Genomic DNA, 19592 nt, shown 5'->3' with positions numbered 1-19592 from the left:
CACAAAAGCTTTCATTTTAAAAGACTTTAGTCTTTAAATAAGTTTAAAATGATTCCGAAGAAAAGCTCACATAAGATGAAAATCTTAGATTTTCACAAAACTTAGGTGTACTTATTTTACATAAAGTTTGGCTCTAAAAACTTAAGTGTTTAAAACTTTTGTGTCTTTTGTGGTTAAAAATAATCAATGTAAATGTTTATATAGTTTCATAATTTGCGCCTTTGCGTTTACCAATAAGATACGTTTTTGACGCAAAGTTTTTAATTTGATCTTTGCGTTTTCAACTATGGTACAAAAAAACTCAGCAATATGCTGAGTTTTATTTTTTTCTGAACCATTAAGGATTTTTAAGTTGTGAAGAGTAGTTAAGGGAAACATCAAAGACGTTTTTTAAGCTAGGTGCTTCATCTTAATATTCTTAATACTTTCATTTATCTTAATGTTTATAGGATATTTTTTATTTATTCTGAAGGGCTTTTATCTCTTCCTGCAATCTTTGGTTTTCCTTTTTCAGGTGTTCTATATAGTCTCTTTGGTTTTCCAGAAGGAATTCGGGTACATTACAATAGAGATTACCATTTATATTATTTCCAAAGCCACTACTTGCTGTAATATTATCGAAGTTATTGATCTGCTTTGCTTCCTCTTCTTCATAGATTTCCTCTACAGGTACTTCCAGATAGCGGGCAATCTTTTCCCATTCTTCCTTTCTGATGGCTACATCTCCGCTTTCTTTTCTGCTGTAGTTGGATACATCTGTGGCGATGATGTCAGCAATCTGCTGTTGTGTGATGCCTTTTCTTTTTCTTACGTTGCGTAGTTTTTCTTTTTGCATGACCCGTATTTTCTACAAATATGCAAAATATTAGCGGAAAAAAATATTTCTTTTTAGAGGAAATTGCAGGGAAGTAGAATTTCTCAATCATCGGCGAGTTTTTTACGTTCTTATTGTCATTCCGCAGGAATCTATGCAGTAAAAGCTAGATTAATGAAAAAAATAAGAGTTTAGATTCCTTCGGAATGACAAGGTGAGCACGTAGGAAGTATATGTGAACATTATTAGTCCAGAATTTAATATAAACTATGCGCATAGATTATCCATACAGTCTGTCATTCCGCAGGAATCTCTGCAGTAAAAGCTAGATTAACGAAAAAAATAAGAGTTTAGATTCCTACGGAATGACAAGGTGAGCGCGTAGGAAGTCCATATGGATACTTATTTGTCCAGACTTTAATACAAACTATTCATTTAGATTATCCTACAGTCTGTCATTCCGCAGGAATCTAAACAGAATTAGATGCTTAAAAACCTTTGCGATTTTTCAACAAAATTTAAAATGTTAGAAAATTTCACAACCCATTCCAACCTTTTTTATCATTCCAGCATCTTTATAATAAAAGCTTACTATGAAAATTACGATACCCAAAGCTTGCCATGAAAACTGGAATGCGATGTCACCAGATGAAAAAGGAAGATTCTGTGCTGTTTGTTCCAAAACAGTGAGAGATTTCAGGAAAACTTCGGATGATGATATTATAGATGTCTTCTCTAAGACTTCGGAAGAGATCTGTGGAAATTTTAATCCATCACAGCTTAATAGGGAGTTGCATTATTCTTATATCAATTCTCTTTTTGTGAAGTTTGCGGTAGGTGCTATCCTGACAACGGGAGGAATTGTAAGTGTGAATGCCCAGCAAAATAAAAGCTGTGATACCCTAAAGACTGAAGAAGTACAGGAAATTGTTTTCAGCACTCAGAGAGACAGAAAATTGCTTGGATCTGTTTCGGTAGTGCCTGCCAGCGCTTTATTAGACAGCAAAGAAAAAGAAAGAAAAGAAATGGTATCAAAATTATCAGGAGTAATTGGGAAGTCTCCAAGGGATGATAACAGTATACGTATTGGTGGAGCTCCCTCAAGTGGAGCAGTATACAAACCTATGTACATAGTGAATGGAAAAATAAGCGATTATGAAAAAGTAAAAGCGCTGGATCCTAATCTTATAAAAACAATGAATATCCTGAAGGGCGCTTCTGCCTCTGCAAAGTATGGTGAAAAAGCCAAAGACGGAGTAGTAGTGATTACTACTAAGAAGAAACGGTAAAAAAAATAAAACAAGCATAAATTATACGATATATTCTAAATTTTCTATTATTACTCTATCTTAGTAATAAAATAACTGACCATGAGACTAAATATTGCAAACCCTTGTCATGAAAATTGGGAAGAAATGACAGGCGATGAAAAAGGGAAATTTTGTTCCGTTTGTTCTAAAAAAGTAACCGATTTTACATACTTTTCAGATGAAGAACTTATCACGAGCTTTAAGTCTGATAAAAATGTATGCGGAAGATTTACTGAGGATCAGCTGGGACGGAATTTGAGTTTTTCATTAACCAGTAAAGTGGCTTTAGGATTACTAGCTGCAAGCGGAGTGGTTACCACAGCCAAAGCCCAGGAATTAAAAGATGAAGAAGTAAAAAAAGTTGATTTTAAAAAAGGAATTGGTGGCGTAGAAGTTATCAACAAAACTCTCAATAAAACCATGTGGCTGGGCATGCCTACCCAGGAACAGATTGAATCTACACAACCATTGATTCTTCTGGATAATAAAAAAATATCTGAAGAAAAGATGAAAAAAATAAACGGAGATAACGTGAAAAGTGTAAAAGTACTTTCCGGTGAAGGAGCCACTAAACTGTATGGAGATAAAGGAAAGTTTGGCGTTATAGTAATTGAAAGTAAGAAATAGAATATACTGGCAGAAAAAGATCTGATTGCAGATCGTAAAACAAATATTCCGGCGATCGCAGATCGCCGGAATATTTTATATCAAAGTAAATTACGTATTATTTCACCGCTGCAATAGCCGCTTCATAATTCGGTTCTTGTGAAATATCTGCTACCTGCTCTTCATAGATGATCTTTCCGGAAGGGTCTATTACCACTACAGCTCTGCTCAGAAGGCCTTTCATTGCAGAATCTACCAGTTCTACACCATAGTTCCATCCAAAATCTGAACGGAAATCTGAAAGCATCACAACATTTTTGATTCCTTCTGCACCACAGAATCTTTTCTGTGCAAATGGTAAGTCTTTAGAAATACAAAGCACTACCGTATTGGGAAGGTTTCCTGCCTCTTCATTGAAATGGTGTACAGAAGCTGAACACACGCCTGTATCTACACTAGGAAAGATATTTAAGATCACATTCTTCCCTTTGTAAGACTCCAACGTCTGATCATTCATATTCACATCAGTAAGGGTAAATTTAGGAGCTGGCTTATTCAGGGCCGGCAATTTGGCATAGGTATGTACTTCTTTTCCTCCCATTAAAACCGTGTTGGTTGCTTTAGATTTTTGTGCAAAGCTCATTGCGGAAAAGAATAATAGTGTACTGAAAACTAATTTTGAAAACATGAAATTTATTTTTAGGCTAAATTATTCTTTTTTCAGGAGCTGAGATTAATTTTAATTCAAATAGATCGAATCTATGAGCAGATTGTTTTTTTCAAAACATTTTACTTCTACCTTTATATTATTAAACGAGGCTGTCTCAAAAGTCAAATAGTTTGGCTTTTGTCATTCTGACGAAGGAAGAATCTTATTGATCTCTGGATATATTAGATTCTTCACTACATTTCATTTCATTCAGAATGACACTTTTGAAATAGTCTCAATCTTATCACATAAAAAAATAGAAAGATTTATGAGTTCAGAAAATACCGCATCATTCCATCACATTTTTAAGGGTGAAAACGAAATTCCGGAAGAGTATAAAGTTCCGGTCATTCATCAGAGAACCTATCTTTTGAATGGCGAACTGGTAGAGTGGACCGGAGATGTCACCGAAATCTATTCCCCAGTGTGCATCCCTACAGAAAACGGATTAGAAAGAAAACTTTTGGGAAGTATCCCGAATATTGGCCCAAACGAAGCTATGGAAGTCCTTGAAGCTTGCGTAAAAGCTTACGACAATGGTCTTGGCGAATGGCCTACCATGTCTGTGGAAGGACGTATCAAATGTATGCAGAAATTCGTCTACCTGATGATCCAGCAAAGAGATCTGATCATCAAGTTGCTGATGTGGGAAATTGGAAAAACACTGGCTGATTCTACCAAAGAATTTGACCGTACCGTAGATTATATCAACCAGACTATTGATGCACTGAAAGATCTGGACAGAGAATCTTCCCGCTTTCAACAGGCAGAAGGAACAATTGCACAGATCAGAAGGGCTCCGCTTGGAGTGGTTTTAAGTATGGGACCGTTCAACTATCCTCTGAATGAGATTTTCACTACATTGATTCCCGCTTTGATCATGGGAAATACCATTCTGTTTAAGCTTCCGAAACATGGTGTACTGGCACATTATCCTTTATTAAATGCTTTTAAAGAAGCATTCCCGAAAGGAACTGTAAATACATTATACGGAAAAGGATCAGAGATTATCACGCCAATCATGGAAAGCGGAAAAGTAAATGTTCTGGCCTTCATCGGTTCAAGTAAAGTAGCTAATGGCTTGAAAAAACTGCATCCGAAAGTGAATCGTTTAAGAGCTATTCTGAGTCTTGATGCTAAAAATGCAGCCATCGTGACCAAAAATGCCAATCTGGATGTGGCGGTGAGCGAATGTATTTTGGGTGCGCTTTCTTTCAACGGACAGCGATGTACAGCACTAAAGTTGATATTTGTTCAGAAAGAAATAGCTGAGGAGTTTACAAAAAAACTGAGTGAAGCGGTTTCTGCTTTGAAACCGGGATTGCCATGGGAAAAAGATGTAAAAGTAACTCCGCTTCCGGAAGTCAATAAACCTCCTTATTTGAAAGAATGTATTGACGATGCATTACAGAAAGGAGCAGCGGTTTTGAATAAAGACGGAGGCTATACGGATGAATCTTTTGTTTTTCCGGCAGTAGTGTATCCGGTAAACAGTGATATGAAGCTGTATCATGAGGAACAGTTTGGTCCGGTAATTCCAGTTGTTCCTTTTGAAGACATAGAAGAGCCAATAGAATATCAGGTGAATGCTTCACATGGGATGCAGGTAAGTATTTTCAGTGAAGATCCGCAGGAAGTCGCCAGGCTGATTGATCCGTTTGTAAATCTCGTAAGCCGTGTCAATATCAACTGCCAGGCGCAAAGAGGCCCTGATGTCTTTCCTTTTACCGGAAGAAAAGACAGCGCGGAAGGAACGCTTTCTGTTTTTGATGCGCTCCGCTCATTCTCAATTCGGTCTCTGGTAGCAGCAAAACTTACAGATTCCAATAAAGAATTACTCAATACGATTGTCAGAGAACATGATTCCAACTTTTTAAGCACAGATTACATTTTCTGATCCTATTGTATTTAACATAAATAAAAATCCTCAATAAACTTCTTTGTTTGTTGAGGATTTTTTTATCTTAATGGCGGAAATAAAGTTTTGTGTTATAAATAAGATGACGTTTTTTGTAAATGCCATCTAAGGATCAGTTGTGTAAATCATGTCTTCACCAGAAAAAGAATTTTTAGAGAAAATAGAAAAGCACAAAGGTGTTGTTTTTAAGATCTCTAAAATGTATATGGATAATAAGGACGATCAGAATGATCTCTATCAGGAGATCATCTACCAGGCCTGGAAATCATACGGTGATTTTCAAAAGAGGAGTGATTTCTCTACTTGGCTGTACAGAACTGCGCTAAACACAGCAATTGTTTTCCTGAGAAGTGAAAAAAAACGTAGTTTTATACAGAATCAGAATGTAGATGGGCTAAGTGCCCGGCAGGAACCTTATAATGATACGGATGATGTGAATATGAAGCTGATGTATGAAGCTATTCATAAGCTGAGCCCCATTGATAAAGCGCTTATATTTTTCTTTCTGGAAGGCTTTTCCGGAAAAGAAATAGCCGTTCAGCTGGGAATAACCGAAGTGAATACACGGGTAAAGCTGAAAAGGGCAAAAGAGAAGCTGAAAGACATCATTACCCAACAAAGAACAGGTTCTTATTAAAAGATAAAAGGATGGAACTAGACAATTTTAAAGAACTATGGAATAAAGATACGGGACAGGAATCTCCTGAAATTTCTCTGGAAAAACAGACGGAAATACACTCTCCGTTACAGATGCTGAAAGTAAATATGGAAACTGAGTTTTGGCTGATGATTGTAACGCTGCCTCTACTTTTAACCAATTTCCCGTTTGCTTCTGCTGATTCTAATATTAAAATCATATCCGCATTTGTCACCATCCTGACCATTGTTATTATCGTCTATTTTTATTCCCGGTTTCTGAAATTGTATAAGCTGCTTCAAAAGAATAGTATCAATACAAATTATGATTTATTCAACCTCAAAACCCAGCTTCTCATATCGAAAGAAATTTACATTGCCTATTATATTTCCTATATTCCTCTTGGGTTTCTTCTCTCTCTGATCAAAATTAACTTTCATTTTGAGAGGGAATATAATCTGGCCATCTTCGGAATCAGCCTTCTGATTACACTGCTCCTGATTGCTTTTATCATAAAATACTGGATCTATTATATGTACGGAAGGTATATTGATGATGTAGTACGTTTGGTAGATGAACTCAATGAAATTGAAGTAAGCCCCAGACTGGCAAAGAAAAAAACTTGGTTTGAGCGGTCACAGAAATTTTTCATGAATAAAATGGGAATCAAAGGAAATATTCTGAATACGGTTATCTGGTTTGTATCTATGTATTTTTTTATCATTCTATTTCTGACAATTGTTCTTTTGATTATTATCATAGTGGGAGCAAAGCTTGATTTTCTGGATGTTGGATCTTTGCAGAGGGCTTTAAATAAACTGAATTAGAAATTATTTTATATTCCGCAAAATTTCTATCTTTAAAAAATTGAGTTGTAAAAAAATATCAGATGGATGATTTTAAAAATCAAGTGTATTCTATAGAAGAATTCCTGGAGCTTGTAAAGAATAAACAGGATCGGAAAGCATCCTTTGACCCGGAATATAATTATGCAGTCTATTCTTCAAAAGACGAATTTGAACCCGAAATGAAAGTTTTTATTGGTGACCCTTTGGATATAGGAGGGAATGACAGCGAAATCTTACCTGATTTTGTATATCATAATAAACTTAACTATATATGCTCTGATGAGAATATTCAGGATGTAGTGGATCTTGCTTTCAGGCAGCATGCCGATGTAACCTCTTTCCAGCTTATTGAAGCCCTGAATCACTATCTTGAAAAAGATGATTTCTTAGATTTTAAATAATTGTAGAATTATATATTTTAAACGAAGAACCTGATATAAACAAATATCAGGTTCTTTATTTTTATGCCTTGATGGACTATTAAAGATAAAATTCGACAAAAATGATTTTGAGTAAAATAGTATCTTAAGAAATAATAAATTTAAAAACATTTATAATAAGTGCCTGACGGTGTTTTTCTGTTGGTTTTTTTATTTCTTTTGTAAAAATACTGTAACAATTTTTTTAAATGAAAACTAACTCTATAGAGTAACAAATCATGACCTCATTAGAACAAGAGTTTATAAGTCAAATTGAAAAGCATAAGGGAATCCTATTTAAGATTTCTAAAATGTACATGACTGAAAAGGATGATCGGGATGATCTTTTTCAGGAGATTACCTATCAGCTCTGGAAAGCATTTCCTGGTTTCAGAGGTGAAAGCGAATTTTCAACATGGCTGTACAGAATCGCTTTGAATACGGCCATTATCTTCCTTAAATCAGAAAAAAGAAGAAGCTTTATTGCCCATGAAGATTTTTCTAATCAGATTATTGTACAGGAAGACTATGATTACCGGAAAGAAGAGCGCCTGGCTGAAATGTATAAGGCTATTCATCAACTCAATTCCATTGATAAAGCCTTTATATTCTATTATCTGGAGGATTTTTCAGGTAAGCAGATTGCAGAACAGATGGGAATTTCTGAAGGAAATGTAAGAGTGAAAATGAACCGCGCAAAAAATAAACTTAAAGATATCTTAAGCCAAATAAAAACCAACAAACATTAAAATCAGTAATCCAATGAATATCGATGAATTGAAAAATACCTGGAATGAAGATATTATGGAGGAAACTCCTGAAATAAGTATTGAACAAAGAAATAAACTGAATCTTCCTCTTGAAAAAATACGTAAAAACATGCGTGTGGAATTCTGGTGGGTGATAGGAATTTTTGTTTTTGCATTTTTAGTTTGCTCAGTCTGCAGACCTTTTAAATTGCAATTGTATATAACGGTTTTAATTGCTTCCATGCTTATTGTTACCGTTTTCTTTTTCAGTAAGTTCTTTAAACTGTATAACGAAATCAGTAACCCTGCACCTAAGACCTACGATTCTCTGAAAGATCTTGTAATGCAGCTGAATCTGAATAAACAATATTATCTGTCATACTATATCAGTTTTGCACCGTTTCTGGTATGTGAGATCCTTATTGTTCTGGAATTTATCCCATGGCCAAAACCTTTGAGTGAACTAAAAATTGCAGTGATCTTAATAGGTTCTGTGATTGGAGGATTATTTTTGCTCTATCTGGCCGGAAAATTCTGGTTTCACCGTTATTACGGAAGATATATGCAGCATATTGAAAATCTTTTAGAAGAATTGAAAAAATAAAAATGAGTTCGGCGGGCTGAAAGCCCGCCGAACCTTTATAAATTATTGTCCTTTATTATCTTTTTCCTTAGCAATTTCATTTTTTATCCAATCCAGCTGTGGGTCTTTCTTATCAATGATATCCTGCATGCTTTCAGTAACCACTACATCAGGAATCACCCCTTTCCGTGAATCTGAGAAATTGATATTAGGCTGTACCAGAAGTAATCCGATAGGAAACCTGATTGCAGAATTAGGAAGCTTCTGGTAAGAATAAAAGCCTGCTACTGTTCCGTCATTGGCACCACCGGTTTCTTCACCTACAAGAGTTGCTCTTTTATCGTTCTTAAGCTTGGCTGTAATAATAGAAGATGCTGAGAAGCTTCCTCCATTGATCAATACAAAAACTTTTCCGTGGTAAGCTTGCTTATTGGGTTTTGTGGGTTTATCAGCTTTCATTTTATAGAAAACCTTTCCGTCTTTTTTATAGGTGCTGAAAGCCTGAGCGAAAAAATAACTAGGATAAGCAATGCTTTTAAGAGCATATTCTAGAGGGTTGCTTTTTCTGAAATAGTTGGTAAGCAGTGGAGTATTTCTCGATGTTACCTGAGAAGGTTTGATCAAAGTAAAAGGTGCATCTGCTAAATAAGAATACAGGTTATTGATCTCATAAAGAGAACCTCCATAATTATTTCGGACATCTATGATGAGGTAGGGAGATTTGGCACCATTAATCTTGGCAAAGGTCTTTTTATAAAATTCATCAGAATAATCTCTGGAGAAACTCTGTACCTTTATGTACGCAATAGTACTGTCTTTATCCAGAAATTTAAAACTTCTGTTATAAGAATTACTTGAAGCTACATAATCGTTCAGTTTCTTTTCCAGTGTCTTTTTCTGCATTTCCTTATCCTTCTCAAGATCAGAGTCAGATTTTGTCTCTCTGCTTAAAGTATACGTTCGTTTTTCTCCCTGATAAAGAGTTTCAAGGGTGGCTTTACTTCCAAAACCGTTTTCTGCAGTATAAAAATTAAAGAAAAGATCTTTTAGAAAATAAGGATAGAAAGTTGTATTGTCACCATCACTGCTGATCAGACTTCTGTATTTCTTTATATAATCCGAAACAGGAACATTGTTGATTGATATAATCTCAGTTCCGGGTTTTATATTTTCAATAGAATCTCTGTTTTGAATGATATACATCTGATCACCTGATATATAATATTCGAAACGGCTGAACATTCCTTTCTGATTCTCCAGTCTTTTAAACTCTCTTTTGGTAAATTTCTTTCTGGGAATTCTCAATGAAAGATGTCCCTCACGGATTCCTGCAATAACAGGCTGAAGTTTAAAATAAAACTGAAGAGGAGTAAGAGATTCATTGAGAGTCTGCTTAAGACTGTCAAATTTATGGTCCAATTCCTTCTTGGGAATATACCAGTATAATTGAGGATGCATTTGCTGTAATTTTGAATAAGCAAAGTCCACATCCTCTTTGAGTTGCTCCGGTGGAATACATGAAGCCCGCTGTTCGTTGTGTTTTCTTATAGAAGCACAAGACGAAAGTATTGCGAGAAGAAATATTACCGAATAATTTTTCAATAGATCTGAGTTTTTTAGGGTGCTAAAATAGAAAGTTTAAAATTAACCATGACTTAAATGAATAATAAATTTTCCAAAATACATGATAAATTTAGTTAAAAAATGCAGTGAAACTGAATATATTTTCATTTAAAGACAAAAGTCTATACATTTGATATTTATTTTCTACAGATGATTTATTGGATTATTACGACAGTAGCTGTGCTTACAGTTACCTTTTTTATAGTGATTAATATGAGGGCATTTGGCGGGGTACCAAAAGGAGAGAGGCTGAAACGTATCAAGCAGTCAAAACTCTATAAAAAAAGACAGTTTCAGAATATCAGTCATACACCCTCTATTACAGAAGGCTACAAAATGTCGAAAGTGACTTATGATTTCTTTTTAGGAAAAAAAGATCCACTCTTGAAGCCTTTAAAGGAAATTCCATCCCTTCATACCGATTTAAAAAACATAGACAAAAATCAGGATGTATTTATCTGGCTGGGACATTCATCTTATTATATTCAGACAGATGGTGTTTCTTTTCTGATTGATCCTGTATTGAGTTTGTATGGTTCTCCTTTTAAATATTTCAATAAGGCGTTCAAAGGATCGGATATTTTTAAACCTGAAGATCTTCCGAATATTGATTATCTGGTAATAACCCACGATCATTTTGACCATTTGGATTACCCTACTGTAAAATCTATCAAAGACAGAACAGGAATGGCCATTTTACCTTTGGGAGTGGGAGCGCATCTGAAAAGATGGGGATATGCTGAAAATGCATTGATTGAAGAAGAATGGGGAACAGAAGTGAACCTGAAGAATGATATAAAAATTGTTTTTACTCCTGCGCGACATTTTTCCGGAAGGAGAATCAGGCAGAATGATACCCTGTGGAGTTCCTATGTTCTGATAACGCCTACAAAGAAAATTTTCTTAGGAGGCGACAGCGGTTATGATACCCACTTTAAAACAATTGGTGAGCAATATGGTCCTTTTGATTATGCGATTCTTGAGAATGGACAATATGGGGAAGCATGGAGGTATATCCATACAATGCCGGAAGATGTTATTCAGGCTGCTATTGATCTCAATGCTGAGCGTATCATCCCTGTTCATGCAGCAAAATTTGCACTCGCTCTTCACCCATGGAATGAACCTTTACAAAAGATAACTGCTCTCGGAAAAGAAAACGGGTTGAATATCCTCACTCCAATGATTGGAGAGGTAGTAGATCTGAATCAGGATGAACAGCAATTTACAGCCTGGTGGGAAAACTGATCAGGCATGCCAGATATCTTTATATCTTACGGGATGATTTTCAAACTGTTGTCGTACAAAATCACATTCCGGGTCTACAAGCAAATCTTTTTCTTCTGCATAGCGTACCAATTCATCCAGTAATAGCTTAGCGTATCCTTTTCCTTCACGTTCTTCATCAAGCTTCGTATAATACACGATAAGCAGTCTTCCGTCAACCTCTATAGACATATAACCTGCCTTTTCTCCATCAATAAGGAGCTGTAATTCATCCTGATATGGCGATACCTGAAACTTTATATTTTCCATGATAATGTAAGATTTGGTTGATTAAAAATAATTTTGAGAACTTCCCAAAAACATTCTTTTCATTAAAATTACGAAATTAAATAATATGAAATAATAGTTTTCAGGAATCTTAACGAAATTTATAATATAAATAGATAAAAGATAAAAGATGAAAGATGAAAGATGAAAGATGAAAGATGAAAGATGAAAGATCTTGTCGTTAAAATTCAATAGAGGTGGGGTTTGCCCCTTCTGACAATAAAGTATCCATCCATTGGCTTTCGTCAAAACTTAAATATTTACTTTTTAAAATCCCAAATTCAACTCCAATTTACTGATTTTCATTTGCTTATTGAAAATTTTTGTTTAATGAAATTAATCGTATTCTGATTGTAATTTCAAGATGATTAACATGTAATAATTTCATGAAAATGTAGAAAATATTTCAAAGATAATCAGTTGTTTATGATTTTTCTTAACAAATATTAGTATTTGCAATTAAAACTTGGCACTTTAATTGAGTGTGTCATCATGTTTAATTTTTTAAAGGGGAACGAAATGAAAAAGTTACTATTAACAGCATTTTTGGTTGGGACATTCAGTTTGAGTTATGCCCAGTCAGATTATTATAATGATTACAGAAGGAGTATTTCGGATGTTAACTGGCAAAGAGTTGTTGCTGATCTGGTGCTTTCTACAACACAGGCAAATCAGATCTACGTATTAAATGACCGATATCGTGATTATGATAATTGGAACAGGGTATATGTAGTAGAGCCGGGAAGATGGAGAAACGACCGATATTCTGAGCTGGAAAGAATCATGGGTAGAGAAAAGTATATTGTCTTTAAAAAGAGATATTATAGAGGTCAAAATCCTGTGATTGTTTATGGCAGAAATAAGAATGATTATAAAAAATACCGTAAACAACAGGAGAAATATTATAAAAACCAGGAAAAATACTATAAAAAACAGTCTAAACATCACGGCCGTGGTCATGGTCATGATGATGATTGGGATTAAACTATTATCAACGGTATATTCACTTTTAAATGGCTGGCATCTTTGTTAGTCATTTTATTTTTTTTAATCAGGATTATTTTTTTTAATTAATTTGTTTGAATTTTATAATTTTGATCTATGGAATCACACGAATCAGTCAAAGGTTTTTATGAAAGGAATGCTCTCAATCTGGCATCACACTGTCTTGGGGTTAACAGAATGGGGCACTTCAATGTTTTTTCAAGGGAATATTGTTCTCCGTTGACTCCCTACAGCAGGAGAGATTATTATAAGATTTCACTGATCATAGGAAAAGGAAAACTCCATTATGCTGATAAATGGATTAAAGTAGATCGTCCGGCATTACTATTTTCAAACCCCATTATTCCTTATTCCTGGGAGGCCGATGATGAAGACCAGAAAGGCTGGTTTTGTCTGTTTACCGATCAGTTTTTGCATAATGGAAGCCGTATGGGAAATCTTCAGGATTCTCCGCTTTTCAAGATTGGAGGAACTCCGGTTTTCTTTGTGGATGATGAGCAGCAGCAGATACTTTCTGATATTTATACGAAGATGATGACGGAGATTCAGTCGGATTATATTCACAAATATGATATGCTGAGAGCTTACCTTCACCTGATGATTCATGAAACCATGAGAATGCAGCCGGCAGAAAGTTTTGAACCTTATCAGAATGCTTCACAAAGGGTTGCTTCCTTATTTATGGAACTTCTGGAAAGACAATTTCCCATTGACAGCCCCGAAGCCTTTTTAAAATTAAAAACACCCAATGATTACGCTCAGAGCCTTTCCATCCATGTGAATTCTCTAAACCGTTCTGTAAAAGAGATCACTGGAAAAACCACCAGCCAGCAGATTACAGGAAGAATTATTCAGGAAGCCAATGCTTTGCTGAAGCATACAGACTGGAATGTAGCTGAAATCGCTTACGGACTGGGCTTCGAAGAACCCGCTTATTTTACCAATTACTTTAAAAAACAAACCGGAATTACTCCTAATGCCCTAAGAATGGACATTGTTTGAATTTTATAATTCTTAGTTTGAATTCTATATCGGAATTGGCCTTTTCATGTTCTAATTTTGTCTTATAAAATTAAATCATACTTATCATGAAATTTAAAAAATTAGGAAACACAGACGAACAGTTATCAGCAATCGGCTTAGGATGTATGGGAATGAGCTTTGCTTATGGCCCGGCAGATGAACAGGAAAGTATCAATACTTTACACAGAGCATTAGATTTAGGCGTTAATTTTTGGGATACTGCAGATATGTATGCCAACGGAGAAAACGAAAAACTAATCTCTAAGGTTTTAGTTCCGAACAGGGACAAGATTTTTATCGCAACCAAATTCGGATTCAGGTTTAAAGACGATAAGGCAAGCCACAGCGGAGCTCCGGGAACTTATTTTGACGGTTCTCCTGAATGGATCAGAAAGGCAGTAGATCTAAGTCTTCAAAGATTAAAAATAGATACTATTGATCTGTATTATGCTCACAGAGTGGATCCTAATATTCCGGTAGAGGAAACAGTAGGAGCAATGGCAGAGTTGGTAAAAGCAGGAAAAGTGAAATATATCGGATTATCTGAAGCTTCAACTGAGTCTATCAGAAAAGCTAATAAAATTCACCCAATCGCAGCTTTACAGTCAGAATATTCTATCCTTACGAAAGATATTGAAAAAGAAATTTTACCAACCATCAGAGAACTGGGGATTTCTTTAGTACCATATTCACCGTTGGCAAGAGGTCTTTTTACCAATATTTATGATGTACAGAACCTTGGTGATGATGACTTCAGAAAATCACTGCCGCGTTATCAGCAGGAATACCTTGAAAATAATACCAAGCTGGCCAACGAGATTAATGAATTTGCAGCTTCCAAAGGCGTAAAAGGAACCCAGCTTGCTCTGGCCTGGGTATTGAATCAGGGAGATGACATCATCCCGATTCCGGGTACCAAACGAATTAAATATCTGGAAGAAAATATTGCAGCTGTCAATATAGATCTATCCCAATCAGATCTAGATACCATTGATGCCATTCTGAAAAAATACCCGAATGTAGGGGAAAGATACACCGAAGGCTCAATGAAACTGGTGAACAACTAAAGACTATTATAAAAACTGAGTTCCTGCTATGATGGGAGCTCAGTTTTTTGTTATTATTCTCACCAAGGAATAGATAATATGAAAAAAACTAAATTATGAACAGAAGAGAACTATTAAAGAATGGTTTATTGGCAGGAACATTAAGCATGATTCCTTTTTCCAATGTACTGGCAGAGAGTCCAAAAATCACTGAACAACCAGGTGATGATCTTTCCGGTTTTAAAAAGCTGAAGCTTGGAGAACTGGAACTTTTTGTTCTTACAGACGGCTATATTCATGAAGAAAATCTCAATGCATTTGCTCCCAGAGGAACTGTTTCTGAGCTGAAATCAATTCTTAAGAATAATTTCAGACCGGAGAATTATATTGATATGGCCATGAATATTCTATTGGTGAAAACAAAGAATAAACTCATCCTGTTAGATACCGGAATGGGCATTTTTGCTGATGAAAGAACCGGATTCTTATTAAAAAGTCTCCAAAAAGCAGGCTTTTCACCAAAAGATATTACGGATGTTTTTATCTCTCATGCACATCCTGATCATATTGGCGGTGTTGTTGATAAAAAACAGAATCTGGTTTTTCCGAACGCCAATATTTTCATTTCAGAAACTGAACATGACTTTTGGATGAATGCTACTATTAAAGATTTTAATAACAGTGGTTTGAAAAAGCAGCCTGAATTACTCAATCAGATTATTCCTGCTGTTCAAAATATTCTAAAAACCATTCAGTCGAAACTTAAGTTTTATGATCTTAATAATCCACTCTATGACAATTTCGGTTTTCAGCTGGCTCCCGGTCATACTCCCGGTTTAACGGTGACAACTATTTCTTCAGGAAATGAAAAGCTGATCTACATTGCAGATTTGATTCATTCCGATGTAATTCTTTTCCAACATCCTGAATGGGGTTACTTCGGTGATACCGATCTGGATATTGCAACCGATTCAAGAAAAAAACTTCTTCAACAGCTGGCTGATACCAAAGCCAGAGCATTTGCTTATCATTTGCCATGGCCTGGCCTTGGCTTTACAAAAACAAAATCCGGAGCATTTGAATGGTTCCCGGAAAGTTTTATGAATTAGGTGGCAGGTAATAGGTAATAGGTAATAGGTGCAGGGATTAGGGGTGACAAATAGAAATTGAAAACAATAACCAATAGTAATAAGGTGCTTAGCATTCCCCTCCTTCGGAGGGGTGGCAAAAATTCAAAGAATTTTTGCCGGGTGGTTTTTCAAGATCAGAATCTATTATCCTGATTTAGCCAAAACTTATTAATCATCAATGTATGCAACAAATCCTCCCGGGCAACGAGAGGATCTGTTTTTTATACATAAGAAAAAATTAGAGTTTATAATCATTAAGCTTCTTCAAATATCAGTTCGGTAGAATACAGCTTTCTGAATATCAGATAAGTTATCGTAAGTACAGAGAAAGCAACTATTGCGTCTGTTGTAGATGAAAAACCCAATACCGCGATTTTTGAAAAGAAAGCAAAAAGGATATCGAAAAACATTCCTGCAAATACCCATTCTTTCAACCTCAGTAACCTGTTGGGAAGGAGAAGAACGAGAGCTCCTGAAATTTTAAAAACACCCAGTATGTAAATGAAATGAGGTGGATAGCCAAGCTGCTGTGTAATGTCCCATACAAGCGGGTTTTTTGTGAGTTCAAAGAAACCGCTGGCCCCGAACCATAATGACATAAAAATTGCTCCTGTCCAATAGATGATTTTTGTTGTTTTTGTTTTCATTGTAGTATTATTTTTAGTTATTATTTAAAAGTTATTTGAAAGCTGTTTTTGATGATCCAGATATTTCTCCTGTTTTTGCGTTTTGAATAAAAGCTATGACTTCCCAGTTTTCAGGAGAAAAATCATCCGGAAGTTTAAATGTTGTTGTTCCTTCCTGTTGCTTATTCAGTGAGATCTGATTTTGTTTGTGAACAATCTGCCAGTGATGCAGATGACGGCCTTCATTTTCACCTTTTCCTACCTGAGTGGAAGAATGTCTTTCAACCAGATTAATGAGAAGCATATTCTTAGGATCAGTGGTAGAAGTTTTATATTGTACATTGATCTCCTTCTGAGAAACATTTGCAGAGAGTTCTACATTTGTTTTTTTAGAATTAAACAAGGTTTCCTGGATTGCATTTTTGATAGAATGTTCATCAGACCCTACAAATTCCGTTTTTCCATTGACAACCAATTGAGGGGTATAAACCTGTGAATTCAAAATACGGCTGTATTGCTGTTGGCGCTGTGAGTTCTCAGCAGTACTGAACCGGTCTTTCCACCCAAGGCGATTCCAGTAATCAACGTGGTAGGAGAGTAGATAAACCGGTTCGTCCTTATATTCTTTCCCGATTTTGCCCATTAATTCATCTGCCGGAGGACAGCTGGAGCAGCCTTCTGAAGTGAAAAGTTCCAAAACGGCAAAACCGTTTTCCGTGGTTGTATTTTGTGCCGTCTTTTGTACTTTATCTTGATGAATAAATGCTGAAGTAGCAAATAATAATGCGGTGAAAGCGCTTACTGTGATTAAGTTTTTTAGTATCATGTCTTTTAATTTGATTCAAAAGTAGATACTCTGGAAAGGTGAAAGAATACAAAAATGGTTCAACCGGACAAATCAAAAGGTGAATCTGGAAATTGACCGGGGTAATGTTTTTAAGAAGTGAAGAAATAAGCTGGAGCCCGGAAGATCTCAAGGTTTTGGAGAATAATGATGTGCTCAGGCAAAATCAAATAAAGAACCCTGATCATCACAATCAGGGTTTTTTATTTAAAAAGTTCTAGATATTAGAATGGCTTCAGGTACTTCAAGCTTTCTTCCTATCTATCTTCCAGCCATGTAAAAAAGCTATGGGTCTTCTCTTTGTTAATAAGAAGTTTTTCCGGAGTTTCTACAGTAAGTTTCACCAATATTTTGCGCTGAAAATAATGTTCCATCTCCTTAATGGCTTTGAAGTTCACCAGATATTGCCTGTTAACCCTGAAGAATTGCTTATCAGAGACCTGTTCAGCAACCTGTCCCAAAGGCTGAGTAAGAGGAAATTGCTCTTTTCCAAATGTTACAAGATGGGTTATTTCATTATGGATATAAAAATAAGCAATGTCTTCCGTAAGAACTGTAGTGTATTTTTGATTTTTAAAAACCAGAAAACTACTCTTGCCAGTAGGAGCAGGCTGATTGATTTTTTGTATCAGCAACTCCAGATCAGGAAGATCATTCTTCTGAAAGAATTTTTTCAGTTCATCAACCTTTCTCAGAGCTTCAGCAATATCTTCTTTGGAAAACGGTTTTAAAACATAATCAACGCCTTTGCTCTTAAAAGCATCCAGCATATACTGATCAAAGGCCGTACAGAAAACAACAGGACAGGTAATGTCCACCGATTTAAAAATCTCAAATGAAAGCCCGTCCGAAAGCTGGATATCCATAAAAATAAGATCTGGTTTCACATCCTTCAAGCCTTCAATACTTGTTTCAATACTGTCATAAACACCCAGTATCTTTGAGTCTGGTTTTAAATCTGAAATTAAATTCTGAAGGGATTTTGCAGCCCTGAATTCGTCTTCAATAATGATGATATTCATGGATTAATGGTAGTTTTATTTGAAAGTTTTTTTCGTCTGAATTAATAGTAATTTCCTTTTCCAGCAAGTGTTTGTAACGCATTTTGATATTGTCAAGTCCAACTCCCAAGGAATCTTCAGTGTTCATCTTTCGCTGTATTGCATTTTCAATCACAATTTGAGCATCAGTGGTGTATATTTTAATGTGTAAAGGCTTACTTTGCGAAACAATATTGTGCTTGATGCAGTTCTCTACCAAAAGTTGAAGGGTAAAAGGAGGAATAAGGGTTTGGCCTGTTTCTTTTCCAAGCTCGTTGGTGAATTTAATTCCTTCACCAAAACGTGCTTTCTGAAGAAAAAGATAAGCGTCTACTATTTTCATTTCTTCCTGAACACTGATCAGATCCAGTTTTCTGCTTTCGAGTGTAAACCGATAAAAATCAGAAAGTTTCACAATGAAATCAACCGTTTCTTCGTCATGCGTTTCCGCCATTAATTTTAACGTATTCAGACTGTTAAAAAGAAAATGTGGGTTGATCTGTTGTTTCAATAATTCATACTGCGCTCCTAAATTGTCACTTTTTACCTTCTCCAGTTCAAGTTGTATCTGCTGGCCTGTATAATTATTCTGAAGCAAATTCAGGAACATATAGCACACCAGATTGATTAAGATTCCTCGTACTTCAATCATTAGCATAACCGGTCCGAAATTGATATGGGATAAAATAAGCTGTTGAATCCAGGCGAGTCCAAACATAATCACCATCCCGAAAGCCAGTACCACCATCAACCGTGAGTAGGAGATATGCTGTCTTCGTTTTGCGGTACGGTTCAGAATATAAATGTTGACATACCACATGATGACAGAAAATGCAGCTGTAATGGCTGAGTTGACTATCGCTTCTTTCCAGTTGAATTCATGAGAAGCAAGCTGAGGTACGGAAGATAAAATACCCAGAAAAATGGAGCTTATCCAGATAATGGCTTGTGAAATTTTTATTTTTTGCTGTTGCATGAAATCTGCTGATTTGAAAAAGTTAAATTAATGCTTTTTATTGAAAATATTATGATAAATAGTGAAACGGGAGTTTTATTTTCATTCCGTATTTATTGGTTTTTTGAGATTGAATAGTTACAAAAAGGAATC

Annotated in this window: 21 protein-coding genes; 13 read left to right on the top strand and 8 right to left on the bottom strand. The window is 35.5% G+C overall.

What is annotated here, in order from left to right; translation table 11 throughout:
* Positions 1-457: 457 nt before the first annotated feature.
* Positions 458-835 carry a helix-turn-helix domain-containing protein gene (locus AC57AW_RS17150; protein WP_496352841.1) on the bottom strand — a complete coding sequence of 126 codons (378 nt, stop codon included), beginning with the start codon at positions 833-835 and terminating at the stop codon, positions 458-460.
* Positions 836-1407: 572 nt separating this feature from the next.
* On the opposite strand from AC57AW_RS17150, the gene AC57AW_RS17145 reads away from it, so the two are divergent.
* Positions 1408-2103, top strand: a complete 696-nt coding sequence (locus AC57AW_RS17145) for a TonB-dependent receptor plug domain-containing protein (protein ID WP_496352840.1) — start codon at positions 1408-1410, stop codon at positions 2101-2103.
* Positions 2104-2184: 81 nt separating this feature from the next.
* Entirely contained in the window at positions 2185-2751 is a 567-nt protein-coding gene (locus AC57AW_RS17140) for a hypothetical protein (protein WP_496352839.1), read from the top strand.
* A gap of 97 nt (positions 2752-2848) precedes the next feature.
* Here the strand turns inward: AC57AW_RS17140 and tpx are convergent, their stop codons facing one another.
* Positions 2849-3418, bottom strand: coding sequence for a thiol peroxidase (gene tpx / locus AC57AW_RS17135; protein ID WP_496352838.1), 570 nt, complete (start codon positions 3416-3418; stop codon positions 2849-2851).
* Between the two features lie 289 nt (positions 3419-3707).
* On the opposite strand from tpx, the gene AC57AW_RS17130 reads away from it, so the two are divergent.
* The 6 genes from AC57AW_RS17130 to AC57AW_RS17105 all read left to right on the top strand — a co-directional run bounded on the left by AC57AW_RS17130 (position 3708) and on the right by AC57AW_RS17105 (position 8614).
* Positions 3708-5336 (top strand): NADP-dependent glyceraldehyde-3-phosphate dehydrogenase, encoded by a 1629-nt coding sequence (locus AC57AW_RS17130; protein ID WP_496352837.1) that lies wholly within the window; start codon positions 3708-3710, stop codon positions 5334-5336.
* Between the two features lie 148 nt (positions 5337-5484).
* Positions 5485-5994 carry an RNA polymerase sigma factor gene (locus AC57AW_RS17125; protein ID WP_318845253.1) on the top strand — a complete coding sequence of 170 codons (510 nt, stop codon included), beginning with the start codon at positions 5485-5487 and terminating at the stop codon, positions 5992-5994.
* Between the two features lie 11 nt (positions 5995-6005).
* Entirely contained in the window at positions 6006-6821 is an 816-nt protein-coding gene (locus tag AC57AW_RS17120) for a hypothetical protein (RefSeq protein ID WP_496352836.1), read from the top strand.
* 62 nt (positions 6822-6883) lie between these two features.
* Positions 6884-7243 (top strand): DUF7716 domain-containing protein, encoded by a 360-nt coding sequence (locus tag AC57AW_RS17115; RefSeq protein ID WP_318845255.1) that lies wholly within the window; start codon positions 6884-6886, stop codon positions 7241-7243.
* 257 nt (positions 7244-7500) lie between these two features.
* Entirely contained in the window at positions 7501-8010 is a 510-nt protein-coding gene (locus tag AC57AW_RS17110) for an RNA polymerase sigma factor (RefSeq protein ID WP_318845256.1), read from the top strand.
* A gap of 13 nt (positions 8011-8023) precedes the next feature.
* On the top strand, positions 8024-8614 hold the full coding sequence (locus AC57AW_RS17105) for a hypothetical protein (protein WP_318845257.1): 591 nt from the start codon (positions 8024-8026) through the stop codon (positions 8612-8614).
* A gap of 42 nt (positions 8615-8656) precedes the next feature.
* Here AC57AW_RS17105 and AC57AW_RS17100 read toward each other — a convergent pair whose 3' ends face one another.
* Positions 8657-10195 carry a S41 family peptidase gene (locus AC57AW_RS17100; RefSeq protein ID WP_496352835.1) on the bottom strand — a complete coding sequence of 513 codons (1539 nt, stop codon included), beginning with the start codon at positions 10193-10195 and terminating at the stop codon, positions 8657-8659.
* Positions 10196-10366: 171 nt separating this feature from the next.
* Here AC57AW_RS17100 and AC57AW_RS17095 point away from each other — a divergent pair, with 171 nt between their 5' ends.
* Positions 10367-11464: an MBL fold metallo-hydrolase gene (locus tag AC57AW_RS17095; protein ID WP_496352834.1), complete on the top strand. Its 1098-nt coding sequence runs from the start codon at positions 10367-10369 to the stop codon at positions 11462-11464.
* On the opposite strand, the gene AC57AW_RS17090 is transcribed toward AC57AW_RS17095, so the two are convergent.
* Positions 11465-11752, bottom strand: a complete 288-nt coding sequence (locus tag AC57AW_RS17090) for a GNAT family N-acetyltransferase (RefSeq protein ID WP_318845260.1) — start codon at positions 11750-11752, stop codon at positions 11465-11467.
* A gap of 537 nt (positions 11753-12289) precedes the next feature.
* Here AC57AW_RS17090 and AC57AW_RS17085 point away from each other — a divergent pair.
* The 4 genes from AC57AW_RS17085 to AC57AW_RS17070 all read left to right on the top strand — a co-directional run bounded on the left by AC57AW_RS17085 (position 12290) and on the right by AC57AW_RS17070 (position 15953).
* Complete coding sequence (locus tag AC57AW_RS17085; protein WP_318845261.1) at positions 12290-12754, top strand: hypothetical protein; 465 nt, start codon at positions 12290-12292, stop codon at positions 12752-12754.
* Between the two features lie 117 nt (positions 12755-12871).
* Positions 12872-13777, top strand: coding sequence for a helix-turn-helix domain-containing protein (locus AC57AW_RS17080; RefSeq protein WP_496352833.1), 906 nt, complete (start codon positions 12872-12874; stop codon positions 13775-13777).
* 86 nt (positions 13778-13863) lie between these two features.
* Positions 13864-14865, top strand: a complete 1002-nt coding sequence (locus AC57AW_RS17075; RefSeq protein WP_496352832.1) for an aldo/keto reductase — start codon at positions 13864-13866, stop codon at positions 14863-14865.
* A 95-nt stretch (positions 14866-14960) separates the two neighbouring features.
* Positions 14961-15953: an MBL fold metallo-hydrolase gene (locus tag AC57AW_RS17070; protein WP_496352831.1), complete on the top strand. Its 993-nt coding sequence runs from the start codon at positions 14961-14963 to the stop codon at positions 15951-15953.
* Between the two features lie 275 nt (positions 15954-16228).
* On the opposite strand, the gene AC57AW_RS17065 is transcribed toward AC57AW_RS17070, so the two are convergent.
* The 4 genes from AC57AW_RS17065 to AC57AW_RS17050 all read right to left on the bottom strand — a co-directional run bounded on the left by AC57AW_RS17065 (position 16229) and on the right by AC57AW_RS17050 (position 19460).
* The gene (locus tag AC57AW_RS17065) at positions 16229-16621 is read right to left on the bottom strand and encodes a DoxX family protein (protein WP_496352830.1); all 393 of its coding nucleotides are present in this window, start codon (positions 16619-16621) and stop codon (positions 16229-16231) included.
* A 31-nt stretch (positions 16622-16652) separates the two neighbouring features.
* Positions 16653-17426, bottom strand: a complete 774-nt coding sequence (locus AC57AW_RS17060; RefSeq protein ID WP_496352829.1) for a DUF1223 domain-containing protein — start codon at positions 17424-17426, stop codon at positions 16653-16655.
* 275 nt (positions 17427-17701) lie between these two features.
* A complete protein-coding gene (locus tag AC57AW_RS17055) occupies positions 17702-18466 on the bottom strand; it encodes a LytR/AlgR family response regulator transcription factor (RefSeq protein WP_496352828.1) in 765 nt (254 codons plus the stop codon).
* Positions 18447-19460, bottom strand: coding sequence for a sensor histidine kinase (locus AC57AW_RS17050; RefSeq protein ID WP_496352827.1), 1014 nt, complete (start codon positions 19458-19460; stop codon positions 18447-18449). The genes AC57AW_RS17055 and AC57AW_RS17050 overlap by 20 nt, the downstream gene beginning before the upstream one ends.
* Positions 19461-19592 lie beyond the last annotated feature (132 nt).

It is taken from the genome of Chryseobacterium sp. BGA-UO-ETr-SB22, assembly GCF_059567885.1.
The sequence above is the reverse complement of the archived record's forward strand: the minus strand, read 5'-3'. Positions and strand labels throughout refer to the sequence as shown.

Bases quoted from the DNA above. Each gene is read 5' to 3' on its own strand.
- AC57AW_RS17105 (WP_318845257.1), top strand. From the start codon at position 8,024: ATGAATATCGATGAATTGAAAAATACCTGGAATGAAGATATTATGGAG.
- AC57AW_RS17115 (WP_318845255.1), top strand. From the start codon at position 6,884: ATGGATGATTTTAAAAATCAAGTGTATTCTATAGAAGAATTCCTGGAG.
- AC57AW_RS17065 (WP_496352830.1), bottom strand. From the start codon at position 16,621: ATGAAAACAAAAACAACAAAAATCATCTATTGGACAGGAGCAATTTTT.
- AC57AW_RS17150 (WP_496352841.1), bottom strand. From the start codon at position 835: ATGCAAAAAGAAAAACTACGCAACGTAAGAAAAAGAAAAGGCATCACA.
- AC57AW_RS17085 (WP_318845261.1), top strand. From the start codon at position 12,290: ATGAAAAAGTTACTATTAACAGCATTTTTGGTTGGGACATTCAGTTTG.
- AC57AW_RS17130 (WP_496352837.1), top strand. From the start codon at position 3,708: ATGAGTTCAGAAAATACCGCATCATTCCATCACATTTTTAAGGGTGAA.
- AC57AW_RS17090 (WP_318845260.1), bottom strand. From the start codon at position 11,752: ATGGAAAATATAAAGTTTCAGGTATCGCCATATCAGGATGAATTACAG.
- AC57AW_RS17060 (WP_496352829.1), bottom strand. From the start codon at position 17,426: ATGATACTAAAAAACTTAATCACAGTAAGCGCTTTCACCGCATTATTA.
- AC57AW_RS17125 (WP_318845253.1), top strand. From the start codon at position 5,485: ATGTCTTCACCAGAAAAAGAATTTTTAGAGAAAATAGAAAAGCACAAA.
- AC57AW_RS17095 (WP_496352834.1), top strand. From the start codon at position 10,367: ATGATTTATTGGATTATTACGACAGTAGCTGTGCTTACAGTTACCTTT.
- AC57AW_RS17080 (WP_496352833.1), top strand. From the start codon at position 12,872: ATGGAATCACACGAATCAGTCAAAGGTTTTTATGAAAGGAATGCTCTC.
- AC57AW_RS17145 (WP_496352840.1), top strand. From the start codon at position 1,408: ATGAAAATTACGATACCCAAAGCTTGCCATGAAAACTGGAATGCGATG.
- AC57AW_RS17120 (WP_496352836.1), top strand. From the start codon at position 6,006: ATGGAACTAGACAATTTTAAAGAACTATGGAATAAAGATACGGGACAG.
- tpx (WP_496352838.1), bottom strand. From the start codon at position 3,418: ATGTTTTCAAAATTAGTTTTCAGTACACTATTATTCTTTTCCGCAATG.
- AC57AW_RS17055 (WP_496352828.1), bottom strand. From the start codon at position 18,466: ATGAATATCATCATTATTGAAGACGAATTCAGGGCTGCAAAATCCCTT.
- AC57AW_RS17075 (WP_496352832.1), top strand. From the start codon at position 13,864: ATGAAATTTAAAAAATTAGGAAACACAGACGAACAGTTATCAGCAATC.
- AC57AW_RS17140 (WP_496352839.1), top strand. From the start codon at position 2,185: ATGAGACTAAATATTGCAAACCCTTGTCATGAAAATTGGGAAGAAATG.
- AC57AW_RS17110 (WP_318845256.1), top strand. From the start codon at position 7,501: ATGACCTCATTAGAACAAGAGTTTATAAGTCAAATTGAAAAGCATAAG.
- AC57AW_RS17050 (WP_496352827.1), bottom strand. From the start codon at position 19,460: ATGCAACAGCAAAAAATAAAAATTTCACAAGCCATTATCTGGATAAGC.
- AC57AW_RS17070 (WP_496352831.1), top strand. From the start codon at position 14,961: ATGAACAGAAGAGAACTATTAAAGAATGGTTTATTGGCAGGAACATTA.